A 19,586-nucleotide genomic window follows, 5' to 3' on the forward strand; every position below is an offset into this window, starting at 1 on the left:
TTTATATTTGACTATGCCAAACAATAACCCGCCTATTCCTGGGAGATACATCGATCCTTTAGTTGACTTCGCCTTTAAAAAAATCTTCGGCAGTGAGCCCAATAAAGATTTGCTAATCGCTTTTTTAAATGAAGTATTCAGAGGAAGGAAGCATATTGTTGATTTAGTGTACAATAAAAATGAGCACCATGGTGATTTAAAGGACGAAGGCTCGGCCATATTCGACCTGCTTTGTACCGGCGACAGGGGTGAACAATTTCTGATTGAGATTCAGCGGGCCAAACAAGGATATTTTAAAGAACGGGCTTTGTTTTATACCAGTCGGCTAATAAGCGACCAGGCACCCAAGGGTAAGCGTAACGTCTGGGGCTACAACATTGCCGAAGTATATTTTATTGCCCTGTTGGAAGATTTCACTTTAGACGACACGCCAGAAAATACATACCTGCACGATATTTGCCTTTGTAACAGGGATACGGGTGAAATTTTTTACGATAAACTGGGTTATACTTATATAGAATTAGCTAAATTTGTTAAAACGGAAACCGAACTCGAGACCGATTTGGATAGATGGCTACATGTTTTAAAAGACTTGAGCCATATGGAAAAAATCCCGGTTTATCTTCGGAAACCAATATTTGAAAAATTATTCAGCATTGCAGAATATATAAACCTGACAAAGGAGGAAAAAACGATGTACGATAGCAGCTTAAAATACAAATGGGATAATAAAAATGTGCTGGACTATGCAGTATCGACCGCTGAGGCCAGGGGCGAGGAGAAAGGTATAGAGAAAGGTGAATATAAAAAGGCCTTAGATATTGCCCGTGAATTAAAAAAGGAAGGCTTAGCTAATGAATTTATAGCAAGAACAACTAAACTCCCGATTGAAGAGATAGAGAAACTTTAAATATCCGCACTAAAAAAGGGGAGCGACAAAATCATCGCTCCCCTTTAGCTTAGCTTTCTGCTTTAAGCCTTAAGCTTTTAGCTTACAACCCAAAGCCATAAGCTAAACGCAAAGCCACCAGGCCTGTGTGATAATCCTTCATGTAAAAATCCTCATACCGCGCACTCAGGTCCCAGTGCTTGTTCGCGTACCCTATTCGTCCGGCCAGGTCGCGCCTGTGAAACGGCGCCCATCCCTGTCCATCTTCTAATTTTTCCCATGCTAAACCGCCTTCAACGCCAACGTAAACATTGGGTATAAAAAATTGTTTAACGCCTATTTTAATCGGAATTTCGCCATAGCTGCCATATCTTTCGCCGGTAGTGGGGTTCTTCTTCGGAAAAAAGTGGTATCCGCCCGCAGCAAATGTTACCGCAAAATTATTGGTAATACCGTATTGAAACTGCCCGGTTGCACCAAGCACAAAGTTTGTACCCAGGCGGGCAACACCGGTTGGCAAACCTGTTTCAGCACCCAGGCTAAATGTAAATTGTTTAGCCGCTACTGTTTGTGCCTGCGCGTTTGTTGTAAAAAATATAGCTGAGGCAACAATTGAAACGGCTATTAATTTTGATAGAACTTTCATTTGACGTGGTTTTAGTAAATAATCATCTACATGTATTACTGCCACTTTTACAAATACGTTGCCTGGGCCCGTTATTTTTTCTTTATCCAACCTAATCCGTATCAAGCAAAAAGCTTTTTATACTAAGCCTTACCACCATTACAAGCAAGCGGAACCATGAATAATTTATGAAGTAAATACGAAAATTTATTAACCGTGAATAACAATACATCCCTACTTGCCGTACAAATACCCAGTATCAAACCCTTGTCGCGCTAAAAAACTATCATCATAATAAGGTAACATTTATGCAACATTGGACAGGTACATTTGGGGAAACAAAAAAATTATCGATGCGAACAGCAATTTTTTGCCCTAAGCACCTTAAGTTATTGTTCCTGAGCCTGCTGATATTTATCGGCCATAACGCCTACCCCCAAATCCCCACCATCTCCAACGGCTTTGCCCACAATGATTACTGGCATAAACGGCCTTTGTATGATGCTTTGGACAACGGCTTTACAAACATTGAAGCCGACGTATACTTAAGGAACAATAAACTCATTGTAGCGCATATCTTCCCTTTTTTAAAAAAACAAAGAACCCTGGAGCGCCTGTACCTGGCCCCGCTGATGGAATGCATCAACGGCACCAACAAAGAGATCAAATGCCCTACCTATCCGCTAACGCTCATGATCGACATAAAATCAGATGGCGCCAAAACTTACGAAGCATTACAGCTGTTACTTGAAAAGTACAAGCCAATCCTCTCGGGTTACGAAAACGGCGTTTACACCCAGCGGCAGGTAACCGTTGTTATTACCGGCCACCGCCCTTACGGGTTGATTAAAGCTCAAAACAGCCGGCTGGCTTTCGTTGATGAAGACCTGATGCAAATAAGGCAGGATACCGTTTCAAGAAATTTATACCAAACTGCAAGCTGCAAATACTCGCATTTATTAAAATGGGACGGCAAAGGCGATTTTTCGCCCTTTGAAAGGCAGCGCCTGCGTATGTACGTGCTGCTGGCCCACAAGTTTGGCAAAAAAGTAAGGCTTTGGGCCTCGCCCGAGAACGAGGTGGTATGGCGCGAATTACTAAACTGCGGCGTAGACCTGATTAATACCGATAGACTGGTTGAACTTAAAAACTTTTTGCAAACAGGCCCCAAAAGCTATGCAAAAGTTGATTGAGAAAAAGAATCAAGAGTTAAGATAAATACCATTGGTTTATAAGTCATTTCTTCATTAAAGCTTACTACAATAAGCCTTTTCTTTTTTTCTTTCTTGATTCTTGACTCTAATTTCTTGACTCTTCACCTGCATTGTTAATAAATTCTTTTCCTAAAAACCACCTCTTAATAATTTCATAACGCTGGCTTCGCTTTATATAAAAGTAGCGCAATTACTTTTAACAAATTATAAAGCAAGGCATCAGCCCGGCTTTATAGTTTAAATAACAAGTAAAGCATTCAACCCTTGAATTTAACTTACACCCTTTAATTGAAAGTAAAGGAATGAAGAAAATATTATTCATTACTGGTTCAATTAACCAAACAACTCAGATGCACCAGATTGCAAATGAGTTGCCCGAATTTGATTGCTGGTTTAGCCAGCTATTTACAGATAATACACTCTTAAACTACCTGCTTGCCAAAACACCCATTTTTAACGGCACGGTGTTATCGCGCAAATTCAGGCTAAAATCTGAAAGGTATTTACATCAAAACGCATTACAGGTTGATTTTATGGCCAAAAAAAACCAATACGACCTGGTAGTGTATTGCACCGATATGATTGTGCCCAGGCGTATGCGTAAATTTAAAACCATATGGGTGCAGGAGGGTATGATAGACCGCTATACCACCTGGAGCAAAATTGTACGTACCCTGCGGTTGCCATCAACCATGTGCGGCAATACATCACTAAACGGGGCAGCCAATATATGCGATGTTTATTGCGCAGCATCTGAAGGATATAAGCAGCAGTTTGCCAACAAAGGCACCGATGTTAACAAGATAGTTGTAACCGGCATGCCCAACTATGACAACCAACAGCAACATTTAAATAATGATTTCCCGCACCACGATTATGTGATGGTGGCTACATCCGATATGCGCGAAACCTTCCGGATAGAGAACAGGGTAGCATTTATCAAAAATGCTGTTAAAATAGCGGCAGGCAGGCCGCTGCTTTTCAAACTTCATCCTAACGAGAATTTTGCCAGGGCCGAAAGTGAGATCCGCAAACATGCGCCGGCAGATGCCATGATCTATAAAGAGGGTAATACCGCCCATATGATAGCCAATTGCTGCGAATTGATAACCCAGTATTCCACGGTAGTATATACAGGTATAGCGCTGGGCAAAAAGGTTCACTCCTGGTTTGATATTAATGAACTGCAGGAGCTTGCGCCGTTGCAAAACGAAGGAACATCGGCCGAAACAATTGCCGCGCTTTGCCGCGAATACTTAAACCACAAAGGGAATAAAAAGAGTTTTGATCCGCAGCTGGCCATCTATAAACACCTGGTTAGCGGGCAGCAGCAGGAGTTAACCAACCAACTAATAGCAAACTGGTAATAAATATAAATACCATGACAGAAAAAATTGTAATCATAGTGCAGGCCCGCATGGCATCAAGCCGTTTGCCGGGCAAAGTAATGCTGCCCATATTGGGCAAAAGCCTTTTGGCCCGCATGATTGAGCGGCTGCAAATGATGCAGCATAAAGCCGACATCATCATCGCCACATCCGAGAATGAGGAGGACGATATCATTGTGAAGGAAGCTTTGGAGATGAATATACCCAGCTATCGCGGCAGCCTGGGCAATTTACTGGATAGGCACTACCAGGCCGCACGCCGGTTTAAAGCCGACATTGTGTTAAAGATCCCATCTGATTGCCCGCTGATAGACCCACGTATTATAGACCAGGTACTGGAATATTTTTTTGCTAACCGTGGCAAATACGATTATGTAGGCAACCTGCACCCGGCCACCTGGCCCGATGGTAACGATGTAGAGGTAATGACCATGGCCTGCCTTAAACAAGCATGGGAAAACGCCGGCCGCCCGCTTGAACTGGAGCATACCACGCCATACATCTGGGAAAACCCGCTCATTTTTAGCATCGGCAATGTAAGCTGGAAAACAGGTTTGGATTACTCCATGTCGCACAGGTTTACTATTGATTACCCTGAGGATTATTACTTTATCGAAAAAGTATACAGCGAGTTATACCCTATCTGCCACCAGTTTTCCTGCCAGGATATCCTTAACCTGCTTAACCGCAAGCCCGAAATAATGCAGATCAACACACAGTACGCCGGCGTAAACTGGTATCGCCATCACCTAGATGAGCTGCAAACCATTTTGCCCGATCAAACCAAAAAAGCACCGAAAGAAAACTCACAACAATTTGAACAAAGTGAAGCATAACACCCCAAACATCAACCAGCAGGAGTTAACGGCTATCGCCTTAAACGTACGCGAACACATTGTACGCATGTCTACAGATGGCGGATGCTTTACAGGCGCGTCGCTATCGGCCGTTGATTTGATAGTTTACTTATATACCCGTTTTTTAAATATCAACAAAGATAATCTTGACCATCCCGACAGGGACTACCTATTCCTTTCAAAAGGGCATGATGTGCCTGCCTTATACGGCACCTTTGCCGAGCTGGGTTTGTTGGATAAGGATCGGCTTAAAAATCACCTGTCTATTAAAGATCATATTTACTGGCACCCCAATACCCATATTCCGGGTATTGAGTTTCATTCCGGTTCGTTAGGTCATTTGCCTTCCGTAGCTATCGGCGTGGCACTTGATCTTAAAATAAGTGGTGGCAATAACAAGGTAGTATGCATTTTAGGCGATGGTGAATTAAATGAAGGCACCTGCTGGGAGGCTGTATTGGTAGCCAATGCCTACAAACTGGATAATTTAATCTTAGTGGTCGACCGTAACCAATTCCAGGCCAATGTACGCACCGAAGACCTGATTCCGCTTGAACCGCTTGCCGATAAATTCCGGGCCTTTGGCGCTGCTGTAAAACGTATAGACGGGCATAACTTTATTGATTTACACCACGCATTCAGCTCATATCCTTTTGAAGAAGGAAAACTAAATGTAGTGATTGCCGACACCGTACGCGGCAAAGGATTGCCCAGCATTGAAGAGCGCGCCGACCGCTGGTTCTGTAATTTCAATGCAGATGAAATTGGCCAGCTTTTATTGGAACTGCACGGCAATCAAAACACCCTATTAACATCAGAAACTTTAGTAGTGAGATAAATATGACCTACGAAGAATTATTAACAGAAACAGCCCTTGCCAACGAGCAGATTATTGTGATGACTGCCGAAAACCGCGCATTGGTACGTAACCTGCCCGGCATTTTGGGCAAGCGTTTTATTGATACCGGCATTACCGAGCAAACCATGATAGGCGCAGCTGCGGGTTTGGCCTTACGCGGCCGTATCCCGGTGGTACATGCCCTTGCCGCATTTTTAACCATGCGTGCCTTTGAATTTGTACGTACCGACCTGGGGATCCCTAATCTCCCTGTTAAGCTGAGCGGTTTTATTCCCGGCCTTTTATCTGATGGAAATGGTCCCACCCACCAGGCTATTGAGGATATTTCGATAATGCGCGGCATCCCCAATGTAACTGTATTTGCCCCGGCCGATGAGGATGACCTGGTAAAAATGCTACCGCAAATATGGAACAGCGAACACTCTGCCTATACCCGTATCAACACCCGTAAAACATGGTACAATCATGAGCCCTTTGTTTTAGGCAAAGCCGAAGTAATAAGCGAAGGCAATGATGTAACCATATTAACCTACGGCCTGTTGTTTGAGCAGGCGCTTATTGCTATTGACATGTTGCGCAGCGAAGGCCTTTCTGTAGGCCTGCAAAATATGCGAAGCCTTAAACCTGTTGATGAGCAAGCTATACTACAAGCCTGCGCCCAAAGCAGCCTGGTGGTTACACTCGAAGATCATTTTGTAACCGGCGGCTTGTACAGCATTGTGGCCGAAGTATTATTAAAACACCAAACCACCGCAAAAGTGCTGCCCATCGCCCTTAACGATAAATGGTTCAGGCCGGCGCTACTGCCCGATGTTTTGCAGCACGAAGGCTTTACAGGCAAGCAAATTGCCGAGCAGATTTTGGGCTACCAAACTGCCCACCACCAACCAGACATTTTAACACCTGAATTTTCAGAATAAAAAACAGCATTATGGCTAATAAAATAGCACTCGAAAATAATTTTCCTGACATCAGCCAGTCTGACAGTCTATATCAGCGAGCTTTAAAAGTACAAAAACCCGTTACACAAACCCTGGCAAAAGGCCCCGGCCAGTTTACCAATGGCGTAGCCCCTAAATACATTGTAAAAGGCAAAGGATCGCACGTGTGGGATGCAGATGGTAACGAGTATATCGATCTTAATTCGGCTATTGGCCCTATCTCATTGGGTTACGCTTACCCTGCGGTTGATGAAGCTATCCGCAGGCAACTGGGAGATGGTATTACCTTTTCATTAATGCATCCACTGGAGGTTGAATTGAGCGAATTGGTACAACAGGTAGTCCCTAATGCCGAGGCAGTTAAAATTAGCAAAACCGGTGCCGATGTATGTTCGGCAGCTGTACGCGTGGCCCGTGCTTTTACAGGCCGCGATAAAATATTTTGCTGTGGCTACCACGGCTGGCACGATTGGTATATAGGCATAACCAGCCGCAACGCGGGCGTACCAGATGCCATACAGGATTTAACCTACACTTTTGAATATAACGACATTGAATCCGTAAAAGCGGCTTTAGACGAAAGCGTTGCGGCCATAATACTGGAGCCCTTTATTTTTGAAGCCCCTAAACCCGGATACTTACAGCAACTGGCCGAAGTATGCAAAGCCAATGGTACACTGTTAATATTTGACGAAATGTGGACGGGTTTCCGCGTGGCTGTTGGCGGCGCGCAGGAATATTTTGACGTTAAGGCCGACCTGGCCGTGTTTTCAAAAGCCTGTGCCAACGGAATGCCCATAGCCTTATTAACCGGCCGTGCCGATGTGATGGAGTTATTTAACTCCGAAGTATTTAGCTACACCACCTTTGGCGGCGAGGCTTTATCATTAGCAGCTTGTATAGCAACCATTAACGAACTGCGCAATAAAAATGTGCCGCATTATTTAGATGCACACGGTGCTTTATTAAAAAACGGATATAACCTTGCAGCAATTGAAACCGGTATGGATAAATATACCCGTTGCGTGGGCTTTAACTGCCGCAGCATGGTAACTTTTACCGCAGAAGCAGGCAATGCCCTGGAGGTTAAAACCCTGATGCAGCAGGAAATGATAAAACGCGGTGTGCTTTGGGCGGGCTTCCATAATATGTGCTACAGCCATACCTCCGAAGATATCGACTACATTTTGTTAACATACCGAGATGTATTGCCCCTGGTAAAAGAAGCAATTGAAAGTGGCAATATCAAAAATTATCTAAAAGGCGAAGTATTGGAAGCTGTTTTTCGCAAGGTGAGTAACTACAACATTAAACCTAAAAGCGTTATAGCCGGGTGATTGAAGTCATAAGTCTTTAGTCGCAAGTCAGTAGCACAAATCATATAGAAATTTAGATGACGGGTTTATTTTCATTAACACAAAAAACGGCAGTAGTAACGGGTGCACTTGGCCTGATAGGCAAAAAACATTGCGAAGCGCTGGCAGCAGCCGGGGCCAATGTGGTAGTGGCCGATATTGATGCCGAAGCCGCACAAACCTTTGCGCAGCAATTAGGCCAAAACCATATTGGTATAGGCTTAGATGTAACCAGCAAACAATCATTGGTTGACGCGCTTAATACCATACTGAACCAATACGACGGGCTGGATATCCTGGTGAATAACGCGGCCATAAACGATAAGTTTGAAGATCCCGCGATGGCCAAAGAGCTGTCGGCATTTGAAAACTATCCGTTAGAGGCTTTTCAGCGATCATTAAATGTAAATGTAACCGGGGTGTTTTTAAGCTCGCAGATATTGGGTACCCATATGGCCCTGCAGGGCAGCGGCAGTATCATCAATATTGCCAGTACCTACGGCATGGTAGGCCCCGACCAAACGATATACCGTAACGCCGCGGGCGAACAGACATTTTATAAATCGGCAGCTTACCCGGTAACCAAGGGGGCTATCATCAACTTTACCCGTTTTTTGGCTGCATACTGGGGGCATACCGGGGTAAGGGTAAATACCCTATCGCCGGGTGGTGTCGAGAACGGACAAACCGAAGATTTTATAGGCAATTATTCAGCAAAAACTTTACTGGGCCGTATGGCCAAAGCATCTGATTACCAGGGTGCGCTTGTATTCCTGGCCAGCGAGGCCTCGGCTTACATGACCGGTGCAAACCTGGTAGTTGATGGAGGATGGACAGCAATTTAATTCACACATAAAACATGAATGAAATTTTAAAACAAAAAGCGGCGGGCATCAAACTTTTGCTAACCGACAACGATGGCGTACTAACTGATGCCGGTGTTTACTATAACACCGATGGCGAACTGCTTAAAAAATTCAACATGCGCGACGGCATGGGTGTGGAACGATTGCGAAAATTTGCAGGCGTAGATACCGGCATCATCACCGGCGAGCACTCCCCTTCCCTAATAAAGAGGGCTGCCAAACTGCAGATAGTTGAACTGCACACAGGGATTAAAGATAAAGTTGCTGTTTTAAAAGAAATTTGCAGCCGTTTAAACCTGTCATTAACCGAAGTTGCCTACATAGGCGATGATTATAACGACCTGGAAGTAATGAAGCTGGCTGGCCTAACCGCCTGCCCTGCCGATGCTTTGCCGTTAATAAAAACAAAAGCTGATTTTTTAAGCACCCTAAATGGCGGCGAAGGCTGTTTCCGCGAGGTTGCAGAGTTTATTATCGAATCAAAAAATACTGCCACTGTATCTGGCAACCGCAGCGGTACTATTACCCTGCAAAATGGCCGCGTAATTGGCAAAGGCCAGCCAAGCTATATTATTGCCGAAATTGGTATTAACCATAACGGATCGCTGGAAACCTGCAAAAAGTTGATTGATGAGGCAGTTGCCGCCAAAGCCGATGCTGTTAAATTCCAGAAACGCACCCCCGAAATTTGTGTACCTAAAGACCAATGGGAAATTATGCGCGATACCCCATGGGGCCGCATCACTTATATCGATTACAAACGTAAAACCGAATTCGGGATAGCCGAATACGCCACTATCGACCACTATTGCAAAAAGCTGGGAATCGATTGGTTTGTATCAGCCTGGGATGCGCCGTCTGTTGATTTTATGGAGCGCTTTGATACCATTTTATACAAGCTGGCATCAGCATCGTTAACCGATTTCGACCTGATACAGCGCATCCTGGAAACTGGCAAGCCGCTGATGCTATCAACAGGCATGTCGACCATGAAAGAGATTGAGGCTACCATGACTTTTGTGAACGCTTTTGACGAGAACTATCCTTTGTTCATCGCCCACTCTACCTCGGCCTATCCTTGCGCCCCGCAGGAATTAAACCTTAAAATGATCCAGACGTTGGAGGCAAAATATCCGGGTGTACCAATCGGTTATTCGGGCCACGAGACCGGCCTGGCTACTACTGTTGCCGCGGTATCATTAGGTGCAACGTTTGTCGAGCGCCATTTTACGCTCGACAGGGCCATGTGGGGATCAGACCATGCAGCGTCTGTCGAGCCGCAAGGGCTGCAACGCCTGGTACGCGATATCCGCGATGTGGAAACTGCCACCGGCGATGGCGAAAAAAGAGTTTACGAATCTGAGCTGGCCCCTATGAAAAGGTTAAGGGTTAACATCAGCGATGAGTATAAAGAAAAACCATTAGTATAAATAATGCCCCTGGACAAAGTATACACCATAACAACCATTATCCTTGCCTGCTGGGTGGTTTTCATCATCGCCTGGGAACGTATTTCGCCCTACCGTAAAGGCCTGCCGTTTTTTAGGGAAGGGTTTTGGGTCGATTTGGTATGGTATACTTTAATTCAAAGTTATTTTTTGAAGATCCTGATCTTCAGCTATATCATTGCGCCGCTACAACAGCATTTCGATCTATCGGGTTGGAGTGCTGTTGGCAGCTGGCCACTGGCTGTGCAGGTACTATTTTTTGTGGTTACGCATGATCTTTATATCTACCTGTTTCACCGTTTCCAGCATTCCAGTAAAGTATTCTGGAGGCTTCATGAGGCACACCACTCGGGTAAAGAGGTTGATTTTTTAGCCGGGTCACGCTCTCATTTTATGGAGATTGTGATTAACCAAACCATCGAGTTTGCCCCCATTATTTTGTTAGGGGCAAACCCCATGGTAATACCCATCAAGGCGCTGATAGACGCAATGTACGGCATGTTTATTCATGCCAATATTAAAGTGAAATTTGGCAAGCTGAAGTACATTTTTAACTCCCCCGAATTGCATTTATGGCACCATGCCAATTACCAGGAAGTTTTTCATGCCAATTTCGCTACCAAGCTATCTGTGTGGGATTACCTGTTTGGTACCGTGTATGACCCTGGCCACGCACCGGGCAACAATCCCGAAAACTGGGGGCTTTATTATGATTACCCGAAGGATTACTTTTTACAGCATGCCTTCAGCGTAAAACGTTTTGATGAGTCAAAACTTTTAAAATATCCCTGGTTTAAATGGTATTATACGCTCCGCAAGAGGGCAATTAGCTGGCTTACCAAGAGGCTGCCGGTTAAATACAATGAACCGGTGATTGATTTACAACCAACGCCCTTACCAATAAAACAAGTATCCACTGAAGATAACCTCATACAACAAAACTAACATTGGCCTGGATCTATCTTATCATAGCCGCAGCATTTGAAGCTGCCTGGACATTTTCGCTCAAGTTTATGAAATTCAGCGACCTGAAGGCCCTGCGCTGGCATTCGGCTTTAAGCTTACAATACGGCTTGCCGGTTTGGCTGCCTTTTGCCGGGTACATTTTGTTTGGGATAGGCAATATCTACTTTTTCTCGCTGGCTATTAAGCTGGTGCCCACAGCTGTTGCTTATGCCGTATGGACGGCTATCACCCTTGTACTCATCAAAATTGCCGAAATGGCCATCTTTCACCAGAAACTATCCTGGATGGAGGTGTTTTTTATGACACTGATTATGACCGGCATTTTAGGGTTAAAGTTTTTTGGGGCAGAAGTGAAATAACAACCCGGCAACCAGGTAAATTATTTTTATTTTTTTGTTATCGGCCTATTATATACATCTTTAAGCATCTCATCATCGATATAGGAAATTGTCATTTCGAACGAACGAGGAGAGGTTTTGAGCGTTGGCGTGAGGAGAAATCTTTTACGTCATGCTTGCAAACCAACATCGTGGGATGCAGGGCCTATAAGATTTCTCCTTGTACCTCGATCGAAATGACATTTTATTTATTGAAAGATTTGTGCACACAGCACCTTCCCGGCAATCATATCCCCAACAACTACTCCTCTATGTTATTATTGTACGGATCAGCTATCAGTTTGATACTATCACCCCCCAGCGCCTCTGCATCAAATTCAATCCTTACTTCCCTGGTTTCGCCTTTTAATAGCGTAAAATAATTATCGCTTACTATCGCCGGTAAAATTTGCTCGCCGGTTGATGCTTTCACCGCCTGTACCCTAATACCAAACGCAACCGCTTTTGACGATGCGGGATTGGTTACCTGGGCGGTGATATAACATTTGCCGTCAGCTTTAACCGTTTTATAGGTCACCTTCAAATTTACTTTTGGCAGGGTGTTCAATGCCGTATAATCCCGGCGTTTGTTGCCGCGCCAGTAAAAATTATCAGATACCAGTTTGCCGTTTTTATCCGTGAGTTTTACTTTAATAAAATGTACTGCCGATAAACCTTCGCTGGCTACATCGCCCTGGTAAACCTCAAAATTGTACAGGGAATAACCCCAGTAAGTCGCCCGTTCTACACCCTGCATCCGCACATACCTGGCAGTTACTTCGGGAAAGGTGATTTTTTGCGTCCCCTGGCGGCCATCAGCGGTACTATAAACGTCGAGCCAGGTATGGTTATCATTAGAGGTTTGGATTTTGAACGCTTTGGCATAGGCATCTTCCCAGGTAAGGCCAACGCCGTTAATCACTTCATCTTTGCCCAGATCAATGGCGATCCATTCGCCGTCATTATAGCTGCTGGCCCAGCGGGTGTCGCTTTTACCGTCGTTAACATCCGATGCGTTACCATTGGTTGATGAGGAGGCAACAACCGGTTTATTTTTAGCCAGATCGGCCTTGTAAGGATTAAATTTAAGTTCGAACACCTGCCCCACACTGTTGGCAGGCGCATCGGCTGTTTTGCTGATGCTGTATTGTTTTACTAAGGAACCATCAAGGTTATATACATCTGCCTGGGCAGTTAGGCCCTCTGCATCTGCGCGGGTGGTGTTGATAATTTTGATGGCATTGGTTAGCGGGTTCCATTGGATATGTAATGGTTCGCAGGCCTTTTTTGCTCCCCAGAATGCTCCGGTGAGGTCGTAATAGTAATCATAAGTTTGCCACACCATTGATGGGTAGGCCGATTGGCTCATCCAGGTCATCAGGCCCGAGGCATCTTCGCCCATGGCATCCTGCCAGCCCTCAAACATGGCCTTATTGGTTTCGATGTTTACAAACTGGGCCTTGCGGCAGTAATCTTCAATGCCTTTTGGCACGCCGTAACTACTTACACTTTCGTCATAATAATCGGGCCCGGCATTAAACGCCAGCGGGCCAAAAAAGTGCTGGTTCCACATCTCGTTGCGTGGCCACCATTTATCTTTCGGCATAAATTTTTTAAAGCTGTCGAAATTGGTAAACACAGCGGTCCCCAGTTCAGAACGCAGGCCCCACCCCTTATTACCACCAGAGCCAATGGGATAAGCCGTAAAATAATACCGCGGATCTTTATTGGCCCAGGGTCCGCTGCCGGTCAGGTTTTCGGCATGCGAGTTGGGTTGGTAGTGCCGTTCGCCTCCGTCAAACGTGGCCAGGTCTTCTTTAAGCCAGTTATTTAATGGAGCCATTGGCCAGCCTTCGTTTTCGGCACACCATACGGCTATCGAGGGATGGTTACGAAAACGCTTAATCTTTTCTATCGCGTTAGCATTAAAAACATTGATATCCGCAGGCAGGTTTTCGTTGGCGTTCAGCCAAAAATCGTCCCAAACCATCATACCGTATTTATCGCAGGCGTCATAAAATTCCTCGTCCGTTACCGAGCCAATCCAGTTGCGGATCATATTAAAGTTCATCTCCTTGTGCAGCCTAACCCTGGTATCGTATTCGGCCCCGCGGCAACGCAGCATATATTCCGACATTCCCCAATCGCCGCCTTTTATAAATACTTTTACGCCGTTAATAGCCACATGCAACACGTGGCCAATGGTATCATAGCTGTACCTTTTGATGCCGAATTTGATATTTTGCACATCCGACACTTCGTCGCCAACTACTATGCTTAACTTACAATTGTACATGTTCGGCTCGCCGTAGCCATTTGGCCACCATAGTTTGGGACTGTTGATCATCAGCTGCTCAAAGTCCTTTTTATCCAACTTAATGTTGGCGCTGCCATTACCATTTACATAAACCTTTTTTGAAAATTCGATATTGCCCGGCGTAATAACACCTTTGATGATTGCAGCCTGCGGGCTTGCACCAATGTTTTTCACCTCAGCCGACACGGATATATCGGCCCGGGCATTGGTTGGCAGGTTGCTTTGAATCCAGGGATCTTTTATGGTGATATCGCCGGTATTGCTCAAATAAACATTATCTGCAATACCCGAATTTAGGCCCGGCACGTAGGGCATCCAGTCCCAGCCGGCGCTTGATACATAATTGGGGCTGCCTACATTGGCCAGCGGTTGTATCGGCAGATAAACCAATACGGCCAGTACATTTTTATCGCGGCCTTTTACCAGAGAGGTGATATCAAACTGCCCGCGCATCATAAAACCATCCAGGCTGCCCAGCAAGGTGCCGTTAAGGTAAATATCGGCTTTGCGGTTTACGCCTTTAAAGTTTAGCCAGATATTCTTTTGGGAGTAATTGGCCGGCACCTTAAATTCGGTACGGTACCAAAAATTACGGTCGTATTTTGCGCGGTCGACTTTATAGATGTTATCGCCAAAATTGGGGTCTTTTTCTAAGCCGACTGCCACGTATGATGCAAATGTGGTTCCGGGAACTATGGCCGGTACCCAGCCATCCGCATTAAAACCTGCTACTTTTATCTTATCCGCATCGTTTACATCGGCCTGCGGCTTTACTTTCCATTGCTGCGTTTTTGAGCTGTTGAGGTAAACAAAATTTGATTGTGCATTTGAGTTGCTGCACAACAACATCACAAACATTATGGCAAAAGCAGTCTTAAAACAAGAGATGAGGTTTGTTGGTAACATTTTAGAATTTAGGAGAGGGTTTATAATGTAATTTTCAGAATGGTAAATTTATCTGATGCCCTCAGTCCAAAAAATGGATAAACTGTTGAATGCGATGGATTATTTTACTTGAATGGAGTAAGTGTAGGTTATTAAAATTCTGATTGAAAAACACTTCTGTTTTACTGCTTTTGTTGTGCCAGGGCGATGAGATCCCGGGAGAATTCCGAAGGAGGAAGTATCTATATAGAATAGCGGCGAAGGTTCAAACTGCCGCCCTAAAGCGTCGGGGCATTCCCCTCTTCACCTCGCCGGAAAGAATGACTTGAAAATTTTAATTATTAATTGAATAGCCATAAATTAATAAGAATCCATCTTTCCGCAATAGTGCATAGCGGTTACCCCGACATGACGGGGGCATGGATAATCGCCAAAAAATCAATGCTCCCGCACCCGCTTTTTAAGTACCCCACCAGCTGCTTCCTTGATGCTGTTGGTAAACACGAATGCTTTGGGATCAATACTGTGTACCAGGTTTTTAAGACGACGTACTTCGAAGCGGGTTATTACCGTAAAAATGATATCAACAGGCTGGTGCACATCAAAGCTTTCTTTCAAAAACCCGCGCTCACCTTTATATATGGTGATGCCCCTGCCCAGTTCCATAACCAGTTTTTCTTTAATGATCTCGCTTTGGCCGGATATGATGTTTACCGCTGTATATTCTTCCAGCCCATCAATTACAAAGCTAATGGTGCGGGAGGCGGTGTAATAGGTTAATATGGAGTATAATGCTGTCGGCAGGCCAAGTTCAAAAGCAGCAATTAAAAATATAATAATGTTGATGCCTAAAATAATCTCGCTGATAGTAAAACTACTGCGTTTTAAGGTGTAAAGTGCCAGTATCTCTATCCCATCTAACGCGCAGCCACCACGGATGGAAAGGCCAACCCCCAGGCCCATAAACACACCGCCGAATATGGATACCAGTAGCTTATCGGATGTAATAACCGGATAAGGCACATACAACAAGCAAACTCCAAGCCCTATTACGCAGGCAAAAGTTTTGAGCGCAAAAGACCTGTTCACCTGGAACATTCCCATAATGATGAACGGAATATTGGCAGCTATGATCACAAAAGCGATGTTGATGTGATAAAGCTCATGAATCAGCAGGGATATACCCGTTACTCCTCCATCAAAAAATTGGTTAGGTACCAAAAAACCTTTCAGGGCAAATCCGCAAAATAAAATCCCGATAATTACGGTTACTACATCCTTAATTATTTCAGATAAACTATGTTCCGGTTTAGTCATGTATAGTACTTTATATTAATCTTTCAGTTATTGTACGCAGGTGCTTTTCTTTTTCAGCTTCTCTTAAACTGATAGCTGTTTTTGTGAAATAGCGGTGGCTTTTCAGAAAGCTTACCTGCTGTTTATCCCACTCCTGTTCTGTTTTCAGTTTATGGGTTATTTCAAGTTCCGAAAATAACCTTTTACTAAGGATAAAAAAATCATTCCGGCCTAAATAATCCAAATCGGCATCACAAATAATTTCGCCAAGCTTATTATGCGGTTCCTGGGGTATTTTGGTAGCCATAATGATATCACAAACAACGGCTATCTGGGCATCTGTATAATTAAAGGCCGGCAGATGTTCGCGGGCTATTTTACAGGAGTTGCTTTCATGATCATCCAGCCCGCGCAAAAAACCCGAATCATGAAACAAGGTGGCTGTAAGCAACAAAGTAGTTTCTGCTAAATCGATACCTTCACCCAATGCTAGCTGTTTAGCAGCGTTGTATACATCCTGCGCATGGGTTGCATTGTGGTAGTAAAAATGTACCGGGAGTTCGCGTTTTATTTTATCCAGGATAAATTCCCCGGCCTTATCAATCTGCATTGGTTATAAATTGGCTGCTAATATAATAAAATGAGTTACCAGGCAAATTTCAAAAAGGCATAAATACATGGCGCTAAGTTTTTGTTTCGTCCCGGTGGTATACACATGCATCCGTTATACAGGTAAAAAACTATATTAGCTACATGAATGATTGGTTCAAAAACTACAAGGGCATCATATTGCTGATGGCCGGTATCATAGTTGGCAGCATTGCCGGCATTTTTTTAGGCGATAAGGTAAGTATTATTAAACCCATAGGCGATATTTTCCTGAACCTGTTGTTCACCGCTGTGATACCCCTGGTTTTCTTTGCCATTGCATCGGCCATAGCCGGACTTGATGCCACAAACAAGCTTGGTAAACTATTGGGTATAACCTCGCTGGTATTTGTGGGCACGGTGCTGGTAGCGGCCATGGTGACTATCATCGCCATATGGATCTTCCCCATTCATCAGCATTTAGTGGCCAACCCTATTACCGAAGCCATTGACAAAAAACCGTTAGGCGATCAGCTCACCAACCTTTTTACTACCAGCGAATTTTACCAGCTGTTATCGCGCAAAAGTATGATGGCCATGATCATATTTTCGGTACTGATTGGCTTTGCCACCCTTAATGCCGGCGAAAAAGGTGCTGCGTTCACCCGCTTTTTGCACAGCGGTAACGAAGTGTTTAAAAATATTTTTATCCTGATCATGAAACTGGGGCCTATTGGTTTAGGGGCTTATTTTGCTTACCAGGTGGGCGTGTTCGGTCCGCAGCTATTTGGGGGCTACGCTCGTTCGATGGCTTTGTACTATGGTGTGGGCGCGTTTTATTTTGTTGCCATATTTAGCCTTTACGCTTTTATAGCGGGGGGCGTAGGCGCGGTAAAAAGGTACTGGAAAAATAACATCATCCCATCGGCAACGGCAGTAGGCACCTGTAGCAGTATTGCAACCATCCCGGCAAATTTAGATGCCGCAAAAAAAATGGGCATCCGGGATGTTATCGCCAACGTAACCATTCCACTTGGCGGCACCCTGCACAAGGATGGATCGAGCATATCATCCATCGTAAAAATGGCGGTTGTATTTGCCTTGTTTGGCAAAAGTTTTAATAATGCAGAAACCGTTGTAGTGGCGCTGGCTTTAACCGTACTGGTAAGCCTGGTTGAAGGCGGCATACCCAACGGCGGTTATATAGGCGAATTGTTGTTTATATCGGCCTACGGCTTTCCGCCTGAGGCTTTACCCCCGGCCATGATCATAGGTACACTGGTTGACCCCATGGCTACCCTGCTGAACGCTACCGGCGATACCGTGGCCGCCATGCTGATCTCCCGCTTCGTAGATGGAAAAAACTGGATGGGCCCCGACCGCCTAAAGGGGGAGTAAGACGGGGCAAATGCATCTGATTGGGTTAACATAACTTAACACATTTCAGATAAAATATTTATAAATATCTAACAATCAATATGTTGTATTTTATCATGGTTAACACTAAACTTATCGCGCAATTTAGGCGCATCCAAATACTTGTGCCTGGTGTTGGCCAGTACAAGTCCCATCGGTAGCCGGATCATTTAACTGTGACCAGCCGATAAAAACTAAGGGGGCGTTTGAAGCTTATATCGCTCATTCCATTAGCTATTTGGGTGCCTTTGCCCTGGGGAGAAAGAATCTTAGCTTTTTGATAGAAAACAAATTAACTATATTTGTTAAACACCTGCCTCCCATGCTACACATACTATACATCATAGCTATTATTGCCGAAGCCATGACCGCTGCCCTATCGGCAGGGCGCAGGGATATGGATTGGATAGGCGTTTGCATTATTGCCTGGGTTACTGCCTTAGGGGGCGGCACTGTGCGCAATATCCTGTTTAACCATTATCCCATGAGTTGGGTTGAGCATCCCGAATACCTGTTGATAACCGCTGGTGCCGCGATATTGGCAGCCGTTATTGCCCGGCTGATGACCAAAATGAAAACGCTGTTCCTATACCTTGATGCGCTGGGCTTAGTAGTATTTACTATTATAGGCTGCCAGATAGCGCAGCAAATAAACCTGCCGGCCACTATTGTATTATTAAGCGGAATGATAACGGGCTGCGCCGGCGGCGTACTGCGCGACGTACTTTGTAACGAAGTGCCGCTGCTATTCCGCAAGGAGATTTATGCAAGTGCATCAATAGTTACCGGGGCTGTTTACTTAGGAATTGAATATTTAGGCGCCAGCGATGCGGTTGCCATTATAATTGCTTGTATCATTGGCCTGGCGTTACGCCTGCTATCTATCAAATACAACTGGCAAATGCCTAAGTTTGTTTACCGGGAAGAATGGCATTAAGCTTACTTGAGATGACTACTAATTGTCATCGTGAATAGTCAAATCTTGCGAATTTTGAAGTGGAAACGACGACAAAACCATTTTATTGTAAGTTATTGATTATCAATCTCTATTATCCGTCATTGCCTTTAGATTAGCTTTAACAAAATAGTATAGGTTATTATTATTGTTGAAGCTTTCTTTTTGCTTCTTTTTCTTTGTTAATAACCTTGATTTTTGTGGATAAAGTTAACAACGGTAAGGGTGCATTATCGTCATTGCCAGGCTTGAAGGCCTATGCCTCGATTGAATCCCTTACCGTTTGTTTTAAACTGTGGCATCAAATAGAAATTAGAGTTTGGAAGGCTCATTAGTAAGGTATT

Annotated in this window: 17 protein-coding genes; 13 read left to right on the top strand and 4 right to left on the bottom strand. The window is 44.5% G+C overall.

Annotation, left to right across the window (positions count from 1 at the left end; all coding sequences use genetic code 11):
* Positions 1 to 13: 13 nt before the first annotated feature.
* The gene (locus tag AC1DU2_RS17760; RefSeq protein WP_477385655.1) at positions 14 to 910 is read left to right on the top strand and encodes an Rpn family recombination-promoting nuclease/putative transposase; all 897 of its coding nucleotides are present in this window, start codon (positions 14 to 16) and stop codon (positions 908 to 910) included.
* An 82-nt stretch (positions 911 to 992) separates the two neighbouring features.
* Here the strand turns inward: AC1DU2_RS17760 and AC1DU2_RS17765 are convergent, their stop codons facing one another.
* The gene (locus AC1DU2_RS17765) at positions 993 to 1,535 is read right to left on the bottom strand and encodes a hypothetical protein (protein ID WP_477385657.1); all 543 of its coding nucleotides are present in this window, start codon (positions 1,533 to 1,535) and stop codon (positions 993 to 995) included.
* 332 nt (positions 1,536 to 1,867) lie between these two features.
* Here AC1DU2_RS17765 and AC1DU2_RS17770 point away from each other — a divergent pair, with 332 nt between their 5' ends.
* The 10 genes from AC1DU2_RS17770 (at position 1,868) to AC1DU2_RS17815 (ending at position 11,767) form a co-directional block, all read left to right on the top strand.
* Positions 1,868 to 2,707, top strand: coding sequence for a phosphatidylinositol-specific phospholipase C/glycerophosphodiester phosphodiesterase family protein (locus AC1DU2_RS17770; protein ID WP_477359509.1), 840 nt, complete (start codon positions 1,868 to 1,870; stop codon positions 2,705 to 2,707).
* 323 nt (positions 2,708 to 3,030) lie between these two features.
* On the top strand, positions 3,031 to 4,095 hold the full coding sequence (locus AC1DU2_RS17775) for a hypothetical protein (RefSeq protein WP_477385659.1): 1,065 nt from the start codon (positions 3,031 to 3,033) through the stop codon (positions 4,093 to 4,095).
* A 14-nt stretch (positions 4,096 to 4,109) separates the two neighbouring features.
* On the top strand, positions 4,110 to 4,952 hold the full coding sequence (locus AC1DU2_RS17780; protein WP_477385661.1) for a cytidylyltransferase domain-containing protein: 843 nt from the start codon (positions 4,110 to 4,112) through the stop codon (positions 4,950 to 4,952).
* Positions 4,942 to 5,811: a transketolase gene (locus AC1DU2_RS17785; protein ID WP_477385663.1), complete on the top strand. Its 870-nt coding sequence runs from the start codon at positions 4,942 to 4,944 to the stop codon at positions 5,809 to 5,811. The genes AC1DU2_RS17780 and AC1DU2_RS17785 overlap by 11 nt, the downstream gene beginning before the upstream one ends.
* Positions 5,812 to 5,813: 2 nt before the next feature.
* Positions 5,814 to 6,752 carry a transketolase family protein gene (locus tag AC1DU2_RS17790; protein ID WP_477385665.1) on the top strand — a complete coding sequence of 313 codons (939 nt, stop codon included), beginning with the start codon at positions 5,814 to 5,816 and terminating at the stop codon, positions 6,750 to 6,752.
* Between the two features lie 11 nt (positions 6,753 to 6,763).
* Complete coding sequence (locus tag AC1DU2_RS17795) at positions 6,764 to 8,110, top strand: aminotransferase class III-fold pyridoxal phosphate-dependent enzyme (protein ID WP_477385667.1); 1,347 nt, start codon at positions 6,764 to 6,766, stop codon at positions 8,108 to 8,110.
* A gap of 56 nt (positions 8,111 to 8,166) precedes the next feature.
* Positions 8,167 to 8,973 (top strand): SDR family oxidoreductase, encoded by an 807-nt coding sequence (locus tag AC1DU2_RS17800; protein ID WP_477359530.1) that lies wholly within the window; start codon positions 8,167 to 8,169, stop codon positions 8,971 to 8,973.
* A gap of 14 nt (positions 8,974 to 8,987) precedes the next feature.
* A complete protein-coding gene (locus AC1DU2_RS17805; RefSeq protein WP_477385669.1) occupies positions 8,988 to 10,424 on the top strand; it encodes an N-acetylneuraminate synthase family protein in 1,437 nt (478 codons plus the stop codon).
* Positions 10,425 to 10,427: 3 nt separating this feature from the next.
* Entirely contained in the window at positions 10,428 to 11,387 is a 960-nt protein-coding gene (locus AC1DU2_RS17810; RefSeq protein ID WP_477385671.1) for a sterol desaturase family protein, read from the top strand.
* Positions 11,388 to 11,389: 2 nt separating this feature from the next.
* Complete coding sequence (locus AC1DU2_RS17815) at positions 11,390 to 11,767, top strand: DMT family transporter (RefSeq protein ID WP_477359539.1); 378 nt, start codon at positions 11,390 to 11,392, stop codon at positions 11,765 to 11,767.
* A 280-nt stretch (positions 11,768 to 12,047) separates the two neighbouring features.
* Here the strand turns inward: AC1DU2_RS17815 and AC1DU2_RS17820 are convergent, their stop codons facing one another.
* The 3 genes from AC1DU2_RS17820 to AC1DU2_RS17830 all read right to left on the bottom strand — a co-directional run bounded on the left by AC1DU2_RS17820 (position 12,048) and on the right by AC1DU2_RS17830 (position 16,893).
* Positions 12,048 to 15,008 (bottom strand): discoidin domain-containing protein, encoded by a 2,961-nt coding sequence (locus AC1DU2_RS17820; protein ID WP_477385673.1) that lies wholly within the window; start codon positions 15,006 to 15,008, stop codon positions 12,048 to 12,050.
* Between the two features lie 417 nt (positions 15,009 to 15,425).
* Complete coding sequence (locus AC1DU2_RS17825) at positions 15,426 to 16,304, bottom strand: YitT family protein (RefSeq protein WP_090651951.1); 879 nt, start codon at positions 16,302 to 16,304, stop codon at positions 15,426 to 15,428.
* 10 nt (positions 16,305 to 16,314) lie between these two features.
* Positions 16,315 to 16,893 carry an HD domain-containing protein gene (locus AC1DU2_RS17830; protein WP_477385675.1) on the bottom strand — a complete coding sequence of 193 codons (579 nt, stop codon included), beginning with the start codon at positions 16,891 to 16,893 and terminating at the stop codon, positions 16,315 to 16,317.
* A gap of 143 nt (positions 16,894 to 17,036) precedes the next feature.
* Between AC1DU2_RS17830 and AC1DU2_RS17835 the strand changes: the two genes are divergently transcribed.
* On the top strand, positions 17,037 to 18,269 hold the full coding sequence (locus tag AC1DU2_RS17835; protein ID WP_477385677.1) for a dicarboxylate/amino acid:cation symporter: 1,233 nt from the start codon (positions 17,037 to 17,039) through the stop codon (positions 18,267 to 18,269).
* A gap of 340 nt (positions 18,270 to 18,609) precedes the next feature.
* Positions 18,610 to 19,224, top strand: a complete 615-nt coding sequence (locus tag AC1DU2_RS17840; RefSeq protein WP_477359552.1) for a trimeric intracellular cation channel family protein — start codon at positions 18,610 to 18,612, stop codon at positions 19,222 to 19,224.
* Positions 19,225 to 19,586: the final 362 nt, after the last annotated feature.

The sequence above is a fragment of the Mucilaginibacter sp. P4_C11 genome, from assembly GCF_056402115.1.